General features: G+C 70.2%; 20 protein-coding genes and 1 pseudogene. 17 read left to right on the forward strand and 4 right to left on the reverse strand.

The annotated features are described in order from the left end of the window. Window positions 1-13: 13 nt before the first annotated feature. Both ABZ208_RS02725 and ABZ208_RS02730 read right to left on the reverse strand, forming a co-directional pair. On the reverse strand, window positions 14-655 hold the full coding sequence (locus ABZ208_RS02725) for a maleylpyruvate isomerase N-terminal domain-containing protein (protein WP_356907762.1): 642 nt from the start codon (window positions 653-655) through the stop codon (window positions 14-16). Between the two features lie 230 nt (window positions 656-885). Then, window positions 886-1095, reverse strand: coding sequence for a hypothetical protein (locus ABZ208_RS02730; protein WP_356907763.1), 210 nt, complete (start codon window positions 1093-1095; stop codon window positions 886-888). Window positions 1096-1241: 146 nt separating this feature from the next. On the opposite strand from ABZ208_RS02730, the gene ABZ208_RS02735 reads away from it, so the two are divergent. From ABZ208_RS02735 to ABZ208_RS02760, 6 genes and pseudogenes are all read left to right on the forward strand, one after another. Continuing rightward, window positions 1242-2471, forward strand: coding sequence for a histidine kinase (locus ABZ208_RS02735; protein WP_356907764.1), 1230 nt, complete (start codon window positions 1242-1244; stop codon window positions 2469-2471). Next, window positions 2459-3139, forward strand: coding sequence for a response regulator transcription factor (locus ABZ208_RS02740; protein WP_356907765.1), 681 nt, complete (start codon window positions 2459-2461; stop codon window positions 3137-3139). Before ABZ208_RS02735 ends, ABZ208_RS02740 begins: the two co-directional genes overlap by 13 nt. Before the next feature lie 153 nt (window positions 3140-3292). After that, a pseudogene (locus tag ABZ208_RS02745) lies at window positions 3293-3424 on the forward strand (cytochrome P450); the annotation flags it as partial. 6 nt (window positions 3425-3430) lie between these two features. Then, entirely contained in the window at window positions 3431-4126 is a 696-nt protein-coding gene (locus ABZ208_RS02750; protein ID WP_356907766.1) for a hypothetical protein, read from the forward strand. Further along, the gene (locus ABZ208_RS02755; RefSeq protein WP_356907767.1) at window positions 4123-4341 is read left to right on the forward strand and encodes a hypothetical protein; all 219 of its coding nucleotides are present in this window, start codon (window positions 4123-4125) and stop codon (window positions 4339-4341) included. The genes ABZ208_RS02750 and ABZ208_RS02755 overlap by 4 nt, the downstream gene beginning before the upstream one ends. Further along, on the forward strand, window positions 4338-5531 hold the full coding sequence (locus ABZ208_RS02760) for a cytochrome P450 (protein ID WP_356907768.1): 1194 nt from the start codon (window positions 4338-4340) through the stop codon (window positions 5529-5531). Before ABZ208_RS02755 ends, ABZ208_RS02760 begins: the two co-directional genes overlap by 4 nt. A 76-nt stretch (window positions 5532-5607) precedes the next feature. On the opposite strand, the gene ABZ208_RS02765 is transcribed toward ABZ208_RS02760, so the two are convergent. Next, the gene (locus ABZ208_RS02765; RefSeq protein ID WP_356907769.1) at window positions 5608-6615 is read right to left on the reverse strand and encodes a Gfo/Idh/MocA family oxidoreductase; all 1008 of its coding nucleotides are present in this window, start codon (window positions 6613-6615) and stop codon (window positions 5608-5610) included. Window positions 6616-6771: 156 nt separating this feature from the next. Here ABZ208_RS02765 and ABZ208_RS02770 point away from each other — a divergent pair, with 156 nt between their 5' ends. From ABZ208_RS02770 to ABZ208_RS02820, 11 genes are all read left to right on the forward strand, one after another. Further along, window positions 6772-7491: a GntR family transcriptional regulator gene (locus ABZ208_RS02770; RefSeq protein WP_328405449.1), complete on the forward strand. Its 720-nt coding sequence runs from the start codon at window positions 6772-6774 to the stop codon at window positions 7489-7491. 205 nt (window positions 7492-7696) lie between these two features. After that, window positions 7697-8695, forward strand: a complete 999-nt coding sequence (locus ABZ208_RS02775) for a sugar ABC transporter substrate-binding protein (RefSeq protein ID WP_356907770.1) — start codon at window positions 7697-7699, stop codon at window positions 8693-8695. Window positions 8696-8814: 119 nt separating this feature from the next. After that, entirely contained in the window at window positions 8815-9831 is a 1017-nt protein-coding gene (locus ABZ208_RS02780) for a sugar ABC transporter substrate-binding protein (protein WP_356907771.1), read from the forward strand. Next, window positions 9828-10892, forward strand: a complete 1065-nt coding sequence (locus tag ABZ208_RS02785) for an ABC transporter permease (protein WP_356907772.1) — start codon at window positions 9828-9830, stop codon at window positions 10890-10892. The genes ABZ208_RS02780 and ABZ208_RS02785 overlap by 4 nt, the downstream gene beginning before the upstream one ends. Then, a complete protein-coding gene (locus ABZ208_RS02790; protein ID WP_356907773.1) occupies window positions 10859-11734 on the forward strand; it encodes an ATP-binding cassette domain-containing protein in 876 nt (291 codons plus the stop codon). The genes ABZ208_RS02785 and ABZ208_RS02790 overlap by 34 nt, the downstream gene beginning before the upstream one ends. A gap of 236 nt (window positions 11735-11970) precedes the next feature. Then, window positions 11971-13137 (forward strand): ROK family glucokinase, encoded by a 1167-nt coding sequence (locus ABZ208_RS02795; RefSeq protein ID WP_356907774.1) that lies wholly within the window; start codon window positions 11971-11973, stop codon window positions 13135-13137. Then, the gene (locus tag ABZ208_RS02800; RefSeq protein ID WP_356907775.1) at window positions 13134-13712 is read left to right on the forward strand and encodes a hypothetical protein; all 579 of its coding nucleotides are present in this window, start codon (window positions 13134-13136) and stop codon (window positions 13710-13712) included. The genes ABZ208_RS02795 and ABZ208_RS02800 overlap by 4 nt, the downstream gene beginning before the upstream one ends. Window positions 13713-13751: 39 nt before the next feature. Further along, complete coding sequence (gene pcaC, locus ABZ208_RS02805) at window positions 13752-15044, forward strand: 4-carboxymuconolactone decarboxylase (protein WP_356907776.1); 1293 nt, start codon at window positions 13752-13754, stop codon at window positions 15042-15044. Between the two features lie 13 nt (window positions 15045-15057). Continuing rightward, window positions 15058-15690: an MBL fold metallo-hydrolase gene (locus ABZ208_RS02810; RefSeq protein ID WP_356907777.1), complete on the forward strand. Its 633-nt coding sequence runs from the start codon at window positions 15058-15060 to the stop codon at window positions 15688-15690. Window positions 15691-15720: 30 nt separating this feature from the next. Further along, window positions 15721-16500: an exodeoxyribonuclease III gene (locus ABZ208_RS02815; RefSeq protein WP_356907778.1), complete on the forward strand. Its 780-nt coding sequence runs from the start codon at window positions 15721-15723 to the stop codon at window positions 16498-16500. 58 nt (window positions 16501-16558) lie between these two features. Further along, window positions 16559-17011: a DUF6278 family protein gene (locus ABZ208_RS02820; RefSeq protein ID WP_356907779.1), complete on the forward strand. Its 453-nt coding sequence runs from the start codon at window positions 16559-16561 to the stop codon at window positions 17009-17011. Window positions 17012-17271: 260 nt separating this feature from the next. On the opposite strand, the gene ABZ208_RS02825 is transcribed toward ABZ208_RS02820, so the two are convergent. Next, the gene (locus ABZ208_RS02825; RefSeq protein ID WP_356907780.1) at window positions 17272-18870 is read right to left on the reverse strand and encodes an alpha/beta fold hydrolase; all 1599 of its coding nucleotides are present in this window, start codon (window positions 18868-18870) and stop codon (window positions 17272-17274) included. Window positions 18871-18925: the final 55 nt, after the last annotated feature.

Genomic DNA, 18925 nt, shown 5'->3' on the forward strand with positions numbered 1-18925 from the left:
AGGGTGAGGCCGCCTACAGCACGCGCAACACCTGGTCGACATCACGTTCGCGTCTGGCCAGCGCATGCAACACGGCCTGATCGCCATGCCGGTCGCGGGCAGCTGCGACGAGCACGTCAACCGCGATCGCGAGTGCGGCTTCGGGCGCCTCGCAGCGAGCGCCCACGCTCAAAGCCAAGTCATCGAGGTGAACTGCCAGTTCGACACAGCGGGTCCGGAGGTAGCCGTCGAGCAGCATTTCCTCTCCTGGTCGGTGGAGGATGGCCACTCGCCGATCGGCCGGCTCCTTGTTCAACCGATGCGCCAGCCGTTGCCACGCAGCCCGCGCCTGCTCAGCCACGATGGTGGAGCCGGCTGCGGCCGTTTCCTCGCTCCGTGCACGCACGCCGACGTTGAGCGCGGAGTCGGGCACGGACGTGTCGACGAGCCTGGCGTAGTAGCGCACCGGTGACACCGGTTCCGCGCCGACCACCTGGCCATCAAGGAACCACTCGACCTGCAGAACGCTGCGCGCAAGGTGACCGGCCAGTCCACCCACCGACATCCCCGGCAGCACGGACTCTTTCTCCCAACCGTTCGCCACCTCTTCCGTCGCCAGGAGCTGCACGGCCCGTTCGGCAGCCAGCAGGTACGCCTTCCGTGTCTCCGTCGTCATGCCAGGCATCCTGCCCGCACGAAGATCGCAGCAGCCGAGGTGTCCACATGTTGACCAGTTGGGCCGACATGTGGACACGGGCTTCCGTCGGACCGCTCCGGCCGCCGTGCCGCCTGGCGCTCCGTCGGCACCCGCCGCTGCACGGTATGCGCCGCCGAGGGTTGCGGACACGCCGCGCTCGCAGGCAGACCACCCGCCGGCCGCGTCCCCGACCTCACCGGGCAATACACCTAGCCGCGACGCCCGGGGCGGTCCGCTGCCACCATCAGGGCCATGCCCACCACCGCCAGCACGATGCTTGCGTAGAGCTCGTAGCCGTCGAGGAAATCGAGGCGCCGCACGACGCCCCAGAGGCGGAACCACCCGGTCAGTTCGTGCAGCACCCCGGCCGCGCCCCAAAGGAACAGAACGAACCCCGCCACCTCACAGAATTTCCTCATGCCGCCAATCTCGCGGCCGGGCGGGCGGCAGTGCGTCGGCCGTCGGCATCGGGCCGAGCCGACGAAAGTCTGAGCCTGCGCGACTTTGGTCGCTTCCCCCGGCCGGACGGCCCGGGCCAGGCTTCCAGGCGCATAGATTTGTCGATATGACGCGTACGGAGTACCCATGGCTGCTGCCCTCCGCCATGGCCGACCCCTTCAATCCCGATCTGCCCGCCGAGCGGCCGCGGGTCCGGCCGCGGCGTACCGTGCGCGACTGGATCGTTGACACCGTCATCTTCTTCGCCGCCGCCGCAGTCGGGCTGCTCGCCGGTGAGGCGAGCTCGCAGGCCGGCAATTCCGATCTCGTCGTCTTCGCCGACCAGATCGTCGGCGCGGCGGCATGCTGCGCGCTCTGGCTGCGCCGCCGGGCGCCGGTCGCGCTCGCTGTCGTTCTGGTCGTGGTCGGCGCGGTGGCACCGGTCGCCGGAGGCGCACTGCTGCTGAGCCTGTTCAGCCTGGCCGTGCACCGCCCGTTCAAGCCCGTCGCGATCGTCGGCGCGCTCGCGATCGTGTCCTGCGCTGTACAGGCCGTCGTACGCCCCGACCCGACCATCTCGCTGCTCGGCGCGGTCGTCGTCGGGGTGCTCCTGGTGCTGCTGATGATCGGTTGGGGCATGCTCGTGCGCTCCCGCCGGCAGCTCGTGCTCGCCCTGCGCGAGCGCGCCCGCCGGGCCGAGACAGAGGCGGAGCTGCGCGCCGAACAGGCGCAGCGGCTCGCCCGTGAAGCCATCGCCCGCGAGATGCACGACGTGCTCGCCCACCGGCTGACTCTGCTCAGCGTGCATGCCGGTGCGCTCGAGTTCCGGCCCGACGCGCCACCGGCCGAGGTCGCCCGTGCCGCCGGCGTCATCCGGGACAGCGCCCATGAGGCGCTCCAGGACCTGCGCGAGATCATCGGCGTGCTGCGGGCTCCCGGGGAGAGCGACGGGCCCGACCGGCCGCAGCCCACGCTCACCACGCTCGACGCGCTGGTTGAAGAGTCCCGGCGGGCCGGGATGAAGGTCGTCCTCGACAACCGCATCGGCGACCCGGACGCCGTGCCCGCCGCCACCGGCCGTACCGTCTACCGCATCGTCCAGGAGGCCCTGACCAACGCCCGTAAACACGCGCCGGACACCGAGGTCACCGTCGGCCTGCGCGGCGCACCGGGCGACGGGATCACCGTGGAGGCCGGCAACCCGGCGCCGGTCGGTGACTTCGAGAAGGTCCCCGGTTCCGGGCAGGGGCTGATCGGACTGACCGAACGGGCCACCCTCGCGGGCGGCAGGCTGGAGCACGGGCCGCGGGAGGACGGCGGATTCGGCGTGCGGGCCTGGCTACCGTGGCCGTCATGACAATCCGGCTGATCATCGTCGACGACGACCCCCTCGTACGGGCAGGACTCTCCCTCATGCTCGGCGGCGCAGCGGACATCGAGATCGTGGGCGAGGCCGCGGACGGTGCGCAGGCCACGGATCTCGTCGAGCGACTCGCACCCGACGTGGTCCTGATGGACATCAGGATGCCCGTGATGGACGGACTCGCCGCGACCGAGGCACTGCGCCGGCGGCCCGGCGCCCCCGAAGTCGTCGTCCTGACCACGTTCCACGCCGACGAGCAGGTGCTGCGGGCCATGCGCGCGGGCGCGGCCGGGTTCGTACTGAAGGACACGCCGCCCGCCGAGATCGTGGCGGCGGTACGCAAGGTGGCGGCAGGCGACCCGGTGCTGTCCCCGGCGGTCACCCGGCAGTTGATGACGCACGCCGCGGACAGCGGGCCGGGCACACGCAAGGGCTCGGCCGGGCGGAAGCTGAGCGCGCTCGCGGAACGCGAGGTTGAGGTCGCGGTCGCGGTGGCCCGCGGCAGGTCCAACGCCGAGATCGCCGCCACGCTGTACATGAGCGTGCCGACGGTCAAGACCCATGTCTCACGGATCCTGGCCAAGCTGAACCTCAACAACCGTGTCCAGATCGCGCTGCTGGCCCATGACGCGGGTCTGCTCGACGACGAGGATGTTACGTAGGCTGAGGCGGTGACGATCACCGACCTGGGGGAGTACGGGGCGGAATTCCTCGCGAACCCGTATCCGTGCTGTGCGCACCTGTGTGAGGCAGGGCCGGTCCACCACGTGCGCTCGGCGGAGGGCGGGCTGTTCTGGCTGACCGTCGGGCACGAGGAGGCGCGGATCGCCCTCCGCTCACTGCTGTGGCGTTGCCCCGGCCTGGCGCTGGACACGTCGCCGGGCCCGTACGAGTGGCTGCCCGGCCTCTTGATGCGCGGCGTGCGGCGGCTCCCGGTGCGGTGGTAGCGGGGTATGGCGGAGAGAGCGCGCTATGTGGTGGTCCGCGACGGCGTATGGCAGCAGTACTACTGGCGCTGGGGCGCGCCGTCGTTCGGGCTCGACATCCTGGAGGGACCGGACGCTTTCAGCCGTTTCGTCGCCGGCCGACAGGAGGCGGGCCCGGGTGGCTGGATGGACGACGTCCAGTGCGAGGCCGCAGCGGTCGTGGACCACGACGCCCGGGTGCTGCTGCTGTTCACGTGGCACCTGGAGAGCTGGGACGAGCGGTCGGTGATGTTCGAGGTACTGGCCAGGACCTGGCCGGGGTGGCGGGTGCGCTGGGCGTACGACGGCCTGGAGGACATCGTCGCGCACGTGGGTGTGCAACGGGAGCTGGTGCGCAGCGAGCTCGCCACCCGCGGCGGCCATGTGCCCTTCGACCCGGCCGACTTCGACGAGCCGGACTTCACGCTCGCCGTCACCGTGGCCTACCGGGACGGCACACAGGGCCACTTGGTGGCGGGGGAGAATGTGGCGGACGTCCTGGGACACGGACCGGAAGTGGTCAGACAGCTGTTGCCCGGTACCCGGGCCCGTACGGCGCCCCGGATCCCGTACGGCGGCGTCCACATCGACGTGCCCGCAGGGGAGGTCTCGGCCTGGACGCACGGCAACTTCCTGGGCGGGGCGGCGGCCGGACGGCCGCCCGGCTGGGACGGCTGGCAGTGACCTGCTGGTTCGACGCTTATGGCAAGCAGCAAAAGGCGAGCGGCGGCGCGATCCTGTTCCCGGCGCCGCTCCGAGCCGCAGGCGTCCGCGCATGGCTCGAACAGCTCGACGAACACCACCCGCCCGGCGCCCCCGGGACCGAGCAGCGAAGGGAACTGCGCGACGTGCTCACGCAGCTCTCCACGACTCTCCATGACCTGAGAGGAAGACCGTGACCACCGACGCCGCGACAGTCGATCTCGCCGCCCTCGGCGAGGACTTCACCCGCAACCCCTATCCCGTCTACGCCGAGTTACGCGCCCGCGGCCCCGTGCACCACATCCGGATGCCCGAGGGGCACGAGGCCTGGCTGATCGTCGGATACGAGGCCGGGCGTGCCGCTCTCGCCGACGCCGCCCTCTCCAAGGAATGGCGCAACGTCTCGCCCGAGCTCGGCATCGCCCCGCTCTCCGCCGGTATCACGATGCTCAGCGCCGACGCTCCGCGCCACACCCGGCTGCGTAAACTGGTCGCCCGCGAGTTCACCATGCGGCGCGTCGAGCAACTTGCCCCGCGCGTCCAGGAGATCACGGATCAGCTGCTCGACGCGATGCTGCCCGCCGGGAAGGCGGACCTCGTCGACGCACTCTCCTTCCCGCTGCCCATCGCCGTCATCTGCGAACTCCTGGGGGTTCCGTTCCTCGACCAGGACTCCTTCCGCAGCTGGTCCAACACCGCGCTCGCGTCGACCGACCGAATCGAGCGGGAGACCGCGGCCGGGCAGCTGTCGCAGTACCTCGGCCGGCTGCTCGCGCAGAAGCGGGAACAGCCCGGCGACGATCTGATGAGCGCGCTGATCCACGCTTCGGACGACGACGGCGACCGGCTCAGCGGCGAGGAACTGATGGGCATGGCCTGGGTGCTGCTGGTCGCCGGTCATGAGACCACCGTCAACCTCATCTCCAACGGCGTACTCGCCCTGCTGACGCATCCGGACCAACTGGCGGCCCTGCGCGCCGACTTCTCCCTGATGGACGGCGCGATCGAGGAGATGCTCCGCTACGACGGCCCGGTGGAGACGCCCACCTACCGCTTCACCACCCATCCCTACGACCTCGGCGGCATCACCATCCCCGGCGGCGGCCAGCTGGTCCTGGTGGCTCTGGCCGACGCCGATCGGGACCCGGGCCGCTTCCCCGACCCGGACCGCTTCGACATCCGCCGCGACACCCGCGGCCACCTGGCCTTCGGCCACGGTATGCATTACTGCCTGGGCGCTCCGCTGGCCCGCCTGGAGGCCCGTATCGCGATCCGTTCGCTGCTGGAGCGCTGCCCGGACCTGTCCCTGGACGCGCACCCGGCAGCTGTCCCGTGGCGCACCGGCATGCTGATCAGGGGCCCGGAGCGGCTGCCCGTCACCTGGTAGGCGGGGGCACGGGCCGGAGGCGGCCGGACAGCTGCTGTCCGGCCGGGAGCTACGGTCCGTGCTGCACCGGGCGCGGTCAGTCCGCCGGGATCTCGTCCAGCCGCACCGGCCGGTGCTCGCGGCGCGACAACTCGCACGCCTCCGCGACCCGCAGCGCCGTCAGCGCCTCGCGTCCGTCGCACGGGTTCTCGTCCCTCTCCCCGTTCACCAGGCGGACGAACGCGTCCAGCTCCGCCTCGTACGCAGGGGCGAAGCGCTCCAGGAAGCCCGGCCACGGCTTGTCCGCCGCCGACGGGCCCTTGGGCTCGGTCGAGCTGATCGGGGTGCGGTCGTCCAGGCCGACGACCACGGTGTCGGACTCCCCGGCCAGCTCCATCCGGACGTCGTATCCCGCGCCGTTGCAGCGGGTGGCGGACGCGGTCGCCAGCGTGCCGTCGTCCAGGGTGAGCAGCGCGGCCGCCGTGTCGACGTCGCCGGCCTCACGGAACATGGCGGGCCCCGTGTCCGAGCCGGTCGCGTACACCTCGACGATCTCGCGGCCGGTCACCCAGCGAAGGATGTCGAAGTCGTGCACCAGACAGTCCCGGTACAGCCCGCCGGACAGGGGCAGATACGCGGCGGGCGGCGGCGAGGGGTCGGCGGTGACGGCGCGTACGGTGTGCAGCCGGCCGAGGGACCCCGAGCGCACCACCTCACGGGCCTTGATGTACCCGGCGTCGAACCGCCGCATGAAGCCCAGCTGCAGGACGGTGCCCGCCTGCTCGACCTCGTGCAGCGCGCCGAGCGTGCCGGCCAGGTCGAGGGCGATGGGCTTCTCGCAGAACGCGGGCAGCCCGGTGCGTGCGGCGCGGGAGATGAGATCGGCGTGCGAAGCGGTCGCGGACGCGATCACCACGGCGTCCACGCCCCAGGTGAAGATCTCGTGCGCGCTGGGGGCGGCCGTCGCCCCGATGCGCTCGGCCACCGCGGCCGCACGGGCCGGGTCCGCGTCCGTCACGACCAGCGAACCCACCTCTCGGTGGCGGCTGAGTACACCCGCGTGAAACGTGCCGATACGTCCCGTTCCGATGAGTCCGATGCGCATGGCCCAAAGGTGGAGTCCTGCCCGCCACCGTGTCAAGGCTTTGTCCTGACAATCGAACCTCACGACTTCCCGTCAACATTCCCTGCGACTACGCTCCCCCACGTGCCCAAGCAGCCCAGACACGAGACGGAACCGTCCCTGTCGCTCCAGTTGAGCGTGGACCGCACCAGTCCGGTCCCGCTCTACTTCCAGCTCTCGCAGCAGCTGGAATCGGCCATCGAGCGGGGGAGTCTCACGCCCGGCAGCCTGCTCGGCAACGAGATCGAGCTCGCCGGCCGTCTGGGGCTGTCCCGGCCCACCGTCCGCCAGGCCATCCAGTCCCTGGTCGACAAGGGTCTGCTGGTGCGCCGCCGCGGCGTCGGCACCCAGGTCGTGCACAGCCAGGTCAGACGTCCGCTGGAGCTCAGCAGCCTCTACGACGACCTGGAGGCGGCCGGCCAGCGCCCCGCCACCGACGTGCTGCGCAACCTCGTCGAACCCGCGAGCGCCGAGGTCGCCGCCGCCCTCGGTATCCCCGAGGGCAGCGACGTGCAACTGATCGAGCGGCTGCGTTACGCCCACGGCGAGCCCATGGCCCGACTGCGCAACCATCTGCCGGCCGGGCTGCTCGACTGCGACACACGGCAGCTGGAGTCCACCGGGCTGTACCGGATGATGCGTGCCGCGGGTATCACCCTGCACAGTGCCCGCCAGTCGGTCGGCGCCTGTGCCGCCACCCTGGCCGAGGCCGAGCTGCTGGGGGAGGCGGCCGGCGCGCCGCTGCTGACCATGGAGCGCACCACGTTCGACGACACCGGCCGGGCCGTCGAGTTCGGCTCGCACATCTACCGCGCCTCCCGGTACGCCTTCGAGTTCCAGCTTCTCGTGCGCCCCTAGGCCGTGTCTGACACATCCCGCCTGGCGCGCCCTGCGGGCGGACGGCGCGATGTGTCAGACGCGACCTGGCGTCACTCCCGCCACCTGTCCCGGAGTGATCCCTTCCGAGTAAGAATGTTCGGACAAAGTCTTGACGGGGTCGCGGGGCCGCCGTAGAAACTCACCCAGCCGCAACCCGGCGGCCGGGAGAGAAGGCGGACCCACCATGCGAACCACCCGCACGGCAGCAGCCCTGCTCGCCGCAAGCGCCCTGGTCGTCCTCGCCGGATGCAGCAGTTCCGGCGGCAAGGAGGGCGACGAGAAGCCCTCGGCGGCCGGCGGGGGAGGCGAGAGTGCCAAGACTCCCCGGCTGAAGATCGCGATGGTGACCCACTCCGGCGAGGGCGACACCTTCTGGGACATCGTCCAGAGCGGCGCCGAGGTCGCGGCCAAGAAGGACAACGTCCAGTTCCTCTACGCCGCCGCCCCGGAGGCCAAGGAGCAGGCGCAGCTCGTCCAGACCTACATCGACCAGGACGTGGACGGGATCGTCGTCACCCTCGCCAAGCCGGAGGCGATGAGCGACGTCGTCAAGAAGGCCGTCGCCGCCGGCATCCCCGTCGTCACCATCAACTCCGGCGCCGAGTTCTCCAAGGACCTCGGCGCGCTCAGCCACATAGGACAGGACGAGTCCGTGGCGGGCGAGGCCGTCGGCGAGGAACTCAACAAGCGCGGCAAGAAGAAGGCGCTCTGCGTCATCCACGAGCAGGGCAATGTCTCGCTCGAGGCCCGCTGCGCCGGTGTGCGCAAGACCTTCAAGGGCAGTGTCGAGAACCTCAACGTAGAGGGAACCAACATGCCCGCATCCACCTCCTCCATCGAGGCGAAGCTGCAGAGCGCCAAGGACATCGACGCCGTCGTCACGCTCGGCGCACCGTTCGCCGCCGCCTCCGTCAAGGCCAAGGCGGGCGCCGGTTCCGGCGCCGAGGTCAACACGTTCGACCTCAACGAGGACGTCGTGAAGCAGCTGAAGGCCGGCGACATCGGCTTCGCCGTGGACCAGCAGCCCTACCTCCAGGGGTATCTCGCCATCGACGAACTGTGGCTCAACAAGACCAACCTCAATGTCATCGGCGGCGGCAAGCCGATCCTGACCGGCCCCGCACTCGTCACCGAGAAGGACGTTGCCGCCCTGGAGAAGCTGACCGCCGACGGCACCCGATGACGCACCCGATGCCGACCCTCCCACCTGCGGTGATCCATACTTGGGCGGCCGGGCCACCTCGATCCGCGACCCGGCCGCGCAAGGCAGCGCAGCGAGTACGGCAAGAAGGGCACGGCGTCGTGGCACGGGCAGGAAGAGGGATACGGGCGCTCGGCGCCGTGCTGGCGGCGGTACTCGGAGCCTCCCTCGCGGGATGCAGCAGCACCGGCGGAAAGCGCGCCGAGGAGGCCCGCGAAGCAGCCCGGAACGCCACCGGCAAGGCCGCCGTCACCACCCCGAGGTGGACCTTCGCCATGGTCACCCATTCGGGGGACGGCGACACCTTCTGGGACATCGTCCAGAGCGGGGCGAAGCAGGCCGCGGAGAAGGACAACATCAACTTTCTGTATGCCCACAGCGACGAGGGGCAGCAGCAGGCCCAGCTCGTCGACTCGTACATCACCAAGAAGGTCGACGGGCTCGTCGTCACCCTCGCCAAGCCGGACGCCATGAAGGATGTCGTGGCCAAGGCCCGCAGGGCCGGTATCCCGGTGATCACCGTCAACTCGGGCTCCGAGGCGTCCAAGGCCTACGGCGCGCTCACCCACATCGGGCAGGACGAGACGATCGCCGGCGAGGCCGTCGGCGACGAGCTCGAACGGCGTGGCAAGAAGAGGGCGCTGTGCGTCATCCACGAGCAGGGCAACGTGGGCCACGAGCAGCGCTGCGCCGGGGCGAAGAAGACGTTCGCCGGCCAACTGCAGAACCTGTACGTCGACGGCACGAGCATGCCCGACGTCCTGGCCTCCATCGAGGCCAAGCTGCAGGCCGACCGGTCCATCGACTCCGTCGTCACCCTGGGCGCGCCGTTCGCCGACGCGGCCGCGCAGGCGAAGCGGTCCGCCGAGTCGGAGGCCGAGATCGACACGTTCGACCTGAACCCGAAGGTCGTGACCGGACTGAAGGACGGCACGCTCGGCTTCGCCGTCGACCAGCAGCCGTACCTCCAGGGCTACCAGGCCATCGACCTGCTGTGGCTCTACAGGTACAACGCCGACGTCCTCGGCGGCGGGCGGCCCGTCCTGACCGGCCCGCAGATCGTCACCGAGAAGGACACCGCCGAACTGGAGCGATACACGGAACGGGGGACCCGATGAGCGCGACCGCACCACCTGCCACACCCGACAAGGCCCCGAGCGCGGCCGACGAGCGGCTGCTGCGCGTCTCGCCGCTGCGCAGGCTGATGGGCCGCCCCGAGCTCGGCTCGGTCGTCGGCGCCGTGGCCGTCTTCCTCTTCTTCTCGGTCGTCGCGGACTCCTTCCTCCAGGCGTCCAGCTTCTCCACCGTGCTGTACGCGGCATCGACGATCGGCATCATGGCCGTGCCGGTTGCGCTGCTGATGATCGGCGGAGAGTTCGACCTCTCGGCGGGCGTGCTGGTGACCAGCTCCGCGCTGATCTCCTCGATGTTCAGCTACCAGATGACGGCCAACGTCTGGGTCGGGGTGGGCGTCTCGCTGCTGGTCACCCTGACCGTCGGGGTCTTCAACGGCTTCATGCTGACCCGGACCAAACTGCCGAGCTTCATCATCACGCTCGGCACGTTCCTGATGCTGACCGGCCTCAACCTCGGCTTCACCAAGCTGATCAGCGGCACGGTCTCCACCAAGTCGATCAGCGACATGGAGGGCTTCGCCTCGGCCAAGGAGGTCTTCGCCTCCGAGTGGACCGTCGGTGACGTGACGTTCAAGGTGACCGTCCTGTGGTGGTTCGTCCTGATTGCTCTCGCCACATGGATCCTGCTGCGCACCCGCTTCGGCAACTGGATCTTCGCGGTCGGCGGCGGGGCGGACGCGGCCCGCGCGGTCGGCGTCCCGGTCCAGCGAACCAAGATCGGCCTCTACATGGGCGTCGCGTTCGCCGCCTGGGTCTCGGGCCAGCACCTGCTGTTCTCGTTCGACGTGGTGCAGTCCGGCGAGGGCGTCGGCAACGAGCTGACGTACATCATCGCGGCCGTCATCGGCGGCTGTCTGATCACCGGCGGCTACGGCTCCGCGATCGGCTCGGCGATCGGTGCGTTCATCTTCGGTATGACCAGCAAGGGCATCGTCTACGCGGAGTGGAACCCGGACTGGTTCAAGTTCTTCCTCGGAGCGATGCTCCTTCTGGCCACCCTGCTCAACGCATGGGTGCGCAAGCGCGCGGAGGCGACACGGTGACATCTGTGAAGAGCGGGACCGCTCTCGTACAGCTCGACGACGTCAGCAAGTACTACGGCAACATCCGCGCCCTCGAAGGTGTCTCCCTCGAGGTCCACGCAGGCGAGATCACCTGTGTCCTCGGTGACAACGGTGCCGGCAAGTCCACCCTCATCAAGATCATCGCGGGTCTGCACCGGCATGACGCAGGCACCTTCGAGATCGACGGCGAACCGGTCACCCTCACCAGCCCACGCGAGGCGCTGGACCGAGGTATCGCCACGGTCTACCAGGACCTCGCCGTCGTCCCGCTGATGCCGGTGTGGCGCAACTTCTTCCTCGGCTCCGAGCCGACGAAGGGCGCCGGCCCCTTCAGGCGCCTCGACGTCTCGACGATGCGCGAGACCACCCGGTCCGAGCTGCTGCGCATGGGCATCGACCTGCGCGACGTCGACCAGCCCATCGGAACGCTGTCCGGCGGCGAGCGCCAGTGCGTCGCCATCGCCCGCGCGGTGTACTTCGGCGCCAAGGTGCTGGTGCTGGACGAGCCGACCGCGGCGCTCGGCGTGAAGCAGTCCGGGGTCGTGCTGAAGTATGTGGCCGCCGCCAGGGACGCAGGACTCGGCGTGGTGCTCATCACCCACAACCCGCACCACGCCTATCTGGTCGGTGACCGCTTCATCCTCCTCAAGCGCGGCGTCATGTCGGCCACGCACACGAAGGACTCCGTCACTCTGGACGAACTCACCCGCCAGATGGCCGGCGGCAGCGAGCTCGAGGACCTGCGCCACGAGCTGGAACGTGCCCCCGCCCCGACCCACATCGGCGGCCGTGCAACCGGGGAGCCGGCCCCCGCCGACTAGGGCCTCTCGGCCCGGATCAGGCCGGACCGGTGAGCGGGTCCGGTGCATGTGGGGTCTCCCCAGGCCCTGCAGGCCCTGCAGGGCCTGGGGCGCCTGCCGTGGCCGAAGGGCCGGGGGAGTGCCGTGCCAGGCGCGCGGGCCCGGCAAGATCCGGAAGAATGGCCCTAGCATCAAGAGCGGCGGGCGCCGTCCGCCCCGGGTATCCGGACCGGCCACAACGAACCCGCAGGGACGACTTGAGTACGTACCGCGACTTCACGCAGCGAGGCACTGCCCGCGCCACCGTCCTCAAGACCATCGGCACCCGCGAGCGGCGCTCGCATCTCACCGCGCCCCGGGTCCCCACCGTCGGTATCGACATCGGCGGCACCAAGGTGATGGCCGGTGTCGTCGACGCGGACGGCGTCATCCTCGAGAAGGTCCGCACCGAGACCCCGGACAAGTCGAAGAGCCCCAAGGTCGTCGAGGACACCATCTGCGAGCTGGTCCTCGACCTCTCGGACCGGCACGACGTCCACGCGGTGGGCATCGGAGCAGCGGGCTGGGTGGACGCCGACCGTTCCAAGGTGCTCTTCGCGCCTCACCTCGCCTGGCGCAACGAACCCCTGCGTGACGCGCTCTCGGCCCGGCTCGCCGTCCCGGTCCTGGTCGACAACGACGCCAACACCGCCGCCTGGGCGGAGTGGCGCTTCGGTGCCGGCCGTGGTGAGGACCATCTGGTGATGATCACGCTCGGCACCGGCATCGGTGGCGCGATCCTGGAGGACGGCCAGGTCAAGCGGGGCAAGTACGGGGTGGCCGGTGAGTTCGGTCATATGCAGGTCGTGCCCGGTGGGCACCGCTGCCCCTGCGGCAACCGCGGCTGCTGGGAGCAGTACAGCTCCGGCAACGCGCTGGTGCGCGAGGCCCGCGAGCTCGCCGCAGCCGACTCCCCCGTGGCGTACAGCATCATCGACCGCGTCGGCGGCAACATCGGCGACATCACCGGGCCGCTGATCACGGAGCTCGCCCGCGAGGGCGATCCCATGTGCGTCGAGCTGCTGCAGGACATCGGCCAGTGGCTCGGCATCGGCATCGCCAACCTCGCCGCCGCCCTCGACCCGTCCTGCTTCGTCATCGGCGGCGGCGTCAGTGCCGCCGACGACCTGCTCATCGGCCCCGCCCGGGACGCCTTCCGCCGCCATCTCACCGGCCGCGGCTACCGCCCCGAGGCCCGCATCGCCAAAGCCCAGCTCGGACCCGAAGCAGGTATGGTCGGGGCCGCAGACCTGGCCCGGCTCGTGGCGCGACGCTTCCGCAGGGCCAACCGCCGCCGTGTCGAGCGCCATGAGCGCTACGAACGCTACGCACAGGCGCTGCGCAGTCCCAGCTCCACCCGCGCGACCCAGGAACCCCCGTCATGACCGTGCCCCGCCAGACCATGCCTCCGGACACGAGCACGCCGCCGCGCGAGACCCGCCGCCACATGCTCGTCCGCCGCTGGCTCACCGCGATCACCATCGTGCTGCTCGTCGGCATCCCGGCCGGCTATCTCGTGATCTCCGCGGAGCAGAGCCGTGACAGCGGCCGCGACAAGGAGGCCGAGTCCTCGGCCACGGGCCTGCGCGACAAGTGGCCCTCGCTCATGAAGCGCCGCATCTTCGAGGTGCCCATCCCGGAGGGCTCCTGGCGCGTCGGCTACTACGAGACGAGCAACTGGAAGACCAGTCGGCTCTACGTCCAGTTCCGTACCTCCTCCGACGGCCTCGACGCATTTCTCGACGGCGTCGGGACCAGCCGTGCCGCTCTGAAGGACGGGAAGGTCACCATCAGTGACCGCGACGCAGAGGTGGTCGGCTGGAACTTCGGCCTCGAGGGCCGCGCCTGGGCGGGTACCACCCACCCGCATAAGGATCCCCGGCCCACCCAGGACATCACGGTCGATCTGACCGAACCGACCCGTCCATGGGTGTATGTCGTCTCGACGTCCGCCCCCTGATCGACCCCCTGACCGGAGCAGGTCATTCCACTCACTACCGTGGGGCACGTGAGTGAGACGCAGACGCCCCCGAAGACCCTGCAGTACCGGATCGACGGCCCCGACGACGCTCCCGCGCTCATCCTCGGCCCGTCGCTGGGCACCACATGGCACATGTGGGACCGGCAGATCGACGAGCTGTGCGAGCGATGGCGGGTGATCCGCTTCGATCTGCCCGGCCATGGCGGCGCGCCCGCGCATGCGGCCTCGTCCGTGCCCGAGCTGGCCGAGCGGCTGCTGGCCACCCTCGACCAGCTGGGCATCCAGCGCTTCGGCTACGCCGGCTGCGCCATAGGAGGTGCCATCGGCGTCGAGCTGGCGCTGCGTCATCCGCACCGGGTCGCCTCGCTCGCGCTGGTCGCCGCGTCGCCGCGGTTCGGGACCGCCGACGAGTTCCGTCAGCGCGGCGTGGTCGTACGCACCAACGGCCTCGAACCCATGGCCCGCAGCGCGCCCGAGCGCTGGTTCACCGAGGGCTTCGCCGCAGCCCAGCCGGCGATCGTCGAGTGGGCGGTCCAGATGGTCCGCACCACCGACCCCGGCTGCTACATCGCGGCATGCGAGGCGCTCGCCGCCTTCGACGTACGGGCAGAGCTCGGGATGATCGGTGTGCCGACGCTGGTGCTGGTCGGCTCCGAGGACCGGGTCACCGGCCCCGCCGAGGCCCGGACCCTGGTCGCCGGGATAAGGGACGCCCGGCTGGCGCTGGTCCCCGGCGCCTCCCATCTCGCGCCGGTCGAGCAGCCCGCCGCCGTCACCGACCTGCTGCTGCACCACTTCGCGACCGCCTGGCACGACACCCTCACCGCCATCCCGGTGCCGGCCATGCCCCCCACCTCGGCACCCGTCGCCCCGGTCGCCGAGATCGCACCCGCGGTGCCCGACCGCACGGCGGGGGACCCGTCGCTGCGCCCCGATCCGTACGACACCGGGATGAAGATCCGCCGCGAAGTGCTCGGCGACGCGTATGTCGACCGGGCGACGGCCGCCGCCGACGACTTCACCGGCGACTTCCAGGAGCTGCTCACCCGCTACGCCTGGGGCGAGGTCTGGGCCCGCGAGGGACTGGACCGGCGAGCTCGCAGCATCGTCACGCTGACCGCGCTGGTCGCGGGCGGACATCTGGACGAGCTCGCGTTCCACACCCGCGCCGCCCTGCGTAACGGGCTCACCCCCACCGAGATCAGGGAGGTCCTGATCCACACCGCCGTCTACTGCGGTGTCCCCGCGGCCAACGCGGCGTTCCGGGTGGCGCAGACGGTCATTCAGGAGGAGACCAGACCCCCGGCGTAGCAGGATGGGAAGCATGAGGCTCACCAAGAGGATCCATGCCTGCATCGAGCTGGAGAAGGACGGGAGCCGGCTCGTCGTCGACCCCGGCGGCTTCAGCGAACCGGATGCCGCCCTGGGGGCGGACGTCATCCTGGTCACGCACGAGCACCCGGACCACTTCGACGAGGGCCGGATGCGGGCGGCGCTGGAGGCGAACCCGGCGGCGGCGCTGTGGACGCTCCGCAGCGTCGCCGACCAGCTCTCGGCGGCGTTCCCGGGCCGCGTGCACACCGTCGGCCACGGCGACTCCTTCACCGCGTCCGGCTTCGACGTGCAGGTGTACGGCGAGCTGCACGCGGTGATCCACCCCGACATTCCCCGGATCACCAACGTCGGTTTCCTGGTGGACGGTTCGGTCTTCCATCCCGGAGACGCGCTCACCGTCCCCGACCATCAGGTCGAGACGCTGCTGCTCCCCGTGCACGCCCCGTGGAGCAAGATCTCCGAGGTGATCGACTATGTGCGCGAGGTGAAGCCGCAGCGCGCCATCGACGTCCACGACGCACTGCTCACCGAGCTCGCCCGGCCCATCTACGACCGGCAGATCGGCGGGCTCGGCGGTGCGGACCACGGCCGGCTCACCCCGGGCGAGGCGCGGGATCTGTGACTGTCACACCTCGCCGTTAGGCTTTGGGACATGCGCATCGCCACCTGGAACGTCAACTCGATCACCGCCCGGCTGCCCCGGCTGCTGGCCTGGCTGGAGAGCACCGGCACCGACGTGCTGTGCATCCAGGAGACCAAGTGCACCGAGGAGCAGTTCCCCGCTGACCAGCTGCGTGAGCTCGGCTACGAATCCGCGATCCAGGCCACCGGCCGGTGGAACGGCGTGGCGCTGGTCTCCCGGGTGGGCCTGGACGACGTCGTGCGGGGCCTGCCCGGCGGCCCCGACTACGACGGCGTGCAGGAGCCGAGGGCGATCTCCGCGACCTGCGGCCCGGCCCGCGTCTGGTCGGTCTATGTGCCCAACGGCCGCGAGATCGCCCACGAGCACTACGCGTACAAGCTGCGCTGGCTGGAGGCGCTGGGTACGGCGGTGGCGGCCGACGCCGCGGGCGAGCGGCCGTTCGCGCTGCTCGGCGACTTCAACATCGCGCCCACCGACGACGATGTGTGGGACCCGTCCTTCTTCGAGGGCATGACCCATGTGACCCCGGCGGAGCGCACCGCGCTGGAGGCCCTGCGCGGCCGCGGCCTCACCGATGTGGTGCCCCGGCCGCTCAAGTACGACCACCCGTTCACCTACTGGGACTACCGCCAGCTGTGCTTCCCCAAGAACCGCGGGATGCGTATCGACCTGGTGTACGGGAATGAACCATTTACGAAGGCCGTCAAGGACAGCTATGTCGACCGGGAGGAGCGCAAGGGCAAGGGAGCATCGGACCATGCGCCGGTCGTTGTCGACCTGGACATCTGACGTTGGTTGACGCGCGCCTTGTGGTGCGCCTTGCACCCCGGATGCGAGGCTGAGCGGTATGAACATCCCTTTCTTGGACAACTGGCTCGGACGCCACGGCGATGAACGGGGGAAGAGGGAACCGGCCACCGCCGTCGACACCGACCCGGAGCGCGCCGAGGCGGTCGCCGAGCTGCTGTCCGAGTGCGAGCTGCTGCGCGTCCGGGCCGGCCAGGCCGGGCTCGAACTGGACGACTCGCCGGGTTCGTTGAGCGCGCTGGACCAGCTGCCGCCGCGCTGGCGCGACGACCCCGAGGAGCTGCCCTGGCTCGGCAACGACGCGGGGCTGTATCTGGGGACCGTCATCGTGCGCACGGTGCCCGGTGCGCACTGGCACGTCTGGCCGGGCGGCCATCCGGTGGTCCGGCTGGCCTCCGGCCGTGAGATCAGCGTGGTCGAGGCAGGGCTGGAATGGGCTGTCAACGGAGCGCCCGAGCTGTCCCAGGTGTACGCGGAAGCGGCCGAAGCCTGATTAATACGGCTTATGCCCGGCTCATGCGTGTCGGTGTGAAGTCCCTTGCCGGGCTGGATAGTTTGCGCTGACCGGACACAGCCGAGAGGGGACAGGGCAGCGTATGGCCGTCGATCCGCCAGAGGCCGTCGATCTCCCGAAGACCGTTGATCCGCCAGGGGCCGTTGATCCGCCACGGGGAGGGCAGCAGCTCGAGGAGCTCATGGAGCACCACCCTCCCCGTGCCTGAGGCAGGGGCACCCTTCGCATGCAGCCGGTGATCACTCCTTGCGCAGCGGGACCGACAGGTAGGACGGGTCGGCCGCGGGCGAGGAGAAGGTCAGCTGTGCGCCGGACGGGTTGTGCTCGATGTAGAGCGGGTCGACAGTGTCGATGACCACGGCAAGACGGTGGCCGGCCGGTACGTCGTAGGCGGTGGAGAACAACTCCAGGTCCACGGTGAACGGCTGACCCGGCGTCTTCCCGTGGAAGGTGTAGGGGGCATTGCTGACCAGCTTGCCGAGGCCGAGCGGGCCCACGTCGTACAGATAGGCGACGAGGGTACCGCTCTCCTTGGTGCCGGTGACCGTGGTGTGGAGCTTCGCGGTGCCGCGGATCCGCTGCTTCGAGTCGTACCGCTCGGACTTCCACACGGCGGCAAAGGCCCGAGGGAGCAGGGGGATCGAGGCCATCGGGGGCAGCCTGACGAACTGGTCCAGGATGCTGGACAGGAAGACGATCCCGCCGTTGGCGCCCGAATCGACGTTGGCGAAGACATGCTCCGAGTCGGCCAACGCGATCTTGCGCCGGTCGGCGCCCACCGACTTCCAGTCCGGGTATGTCTCGTACCCACCGGTCGAGCGGCTCTTGATCCGGACCGGCTGCTCACCGTCCACGCCGTTGTCGGCACCGCGCAGATGGTGGTCGAACCAGCGGTGGGCGCTGGTCCACGTGTCGTTGGGCAGGCCCAGCAGACCGCCGCCTTCGGCCGTGGCGTGGTCGCCGGGGCGGAACTCCAGACGCTTGGGGCCGGTGAGCTTCTCGTAGAAGTCCGCGGTCTGATTGGGCGGGAAGATCGTGTCGCCCCAGGCGTTGCCGAGCATGATGGCGGCGCCATTGGCGTTGATCTTGTCAAGATAGGTGGCGGGGGAGCGCTTCTTCCCCCAGGCGATCAGCCCTGGCTCCTTGCTGAGGTCGCCGGAGAAGTAGTCGGCCGTGAGCTGCTGGAACTCCGCGCTCGGCCGTCCGGTGACATATCCGGCGCCGACGAGGAACGCCGTGGCCTGCTTGTGCTGGGTGCGCTGACTGTAGATGGAGTCGACGAGGTCGCCCCAGCCACTGAGTGCCGCCACCGCCTTGATCCGCTTGTCGTGGCCCGCGGCGAGGAGACAGATCCCCGCGCCGTACGAGACGCCGGCCATGCCCACCCGGTCGGGGTCGGAAGGGGTGTTCGCGAGGGTCCAGTCGATCACCTTGGAGGCGTCGGCGGTGTCCGGCGGGCCCGCCACCTCGATCTCGCCGCCGGACTGCCAGAAGCCGCGGGTGTTGTAACTGACCACCACATAGCCGGAGTCGGCGAGCTTGGCGGCCTGCGCGACGTACTCGACCTGAGGCAGCGCCCAACTCGTCGGCAGCACGATCACGGGGTAGTTCTGCCGGCCGTCGTAGCCGGCCGGGGTGAAGACGTTGGCCTTGAGTACGGTGCCGCCGTCGCCCTCGATGTCCACGAACCGCACACCCGGCACGCCCGCTTGCCGGGTCAGTGCCTGCTGTCCGGATGCCGCCACCGCAGGGGTGGCGACGACGGCGGGCGCGGCGAGAAGCGCGGCGGAGACGGTACCGATGGCGGTGGTGCGCAGTGCCTTGCGCGGAAGTCCCACGGGTCACTCCTCACTCGTCTGACTCAACTGTCACAGCGAAGTGACTCGACGGTAA

This window comes from Streptomyces sp. NPDC006208 (assembly GCF_040613775.1).
GTDB lineage: Bacteria > Actinomycetota > Actinomycetes > Streptomycetales > Streptomycetaceae > Streptomyces.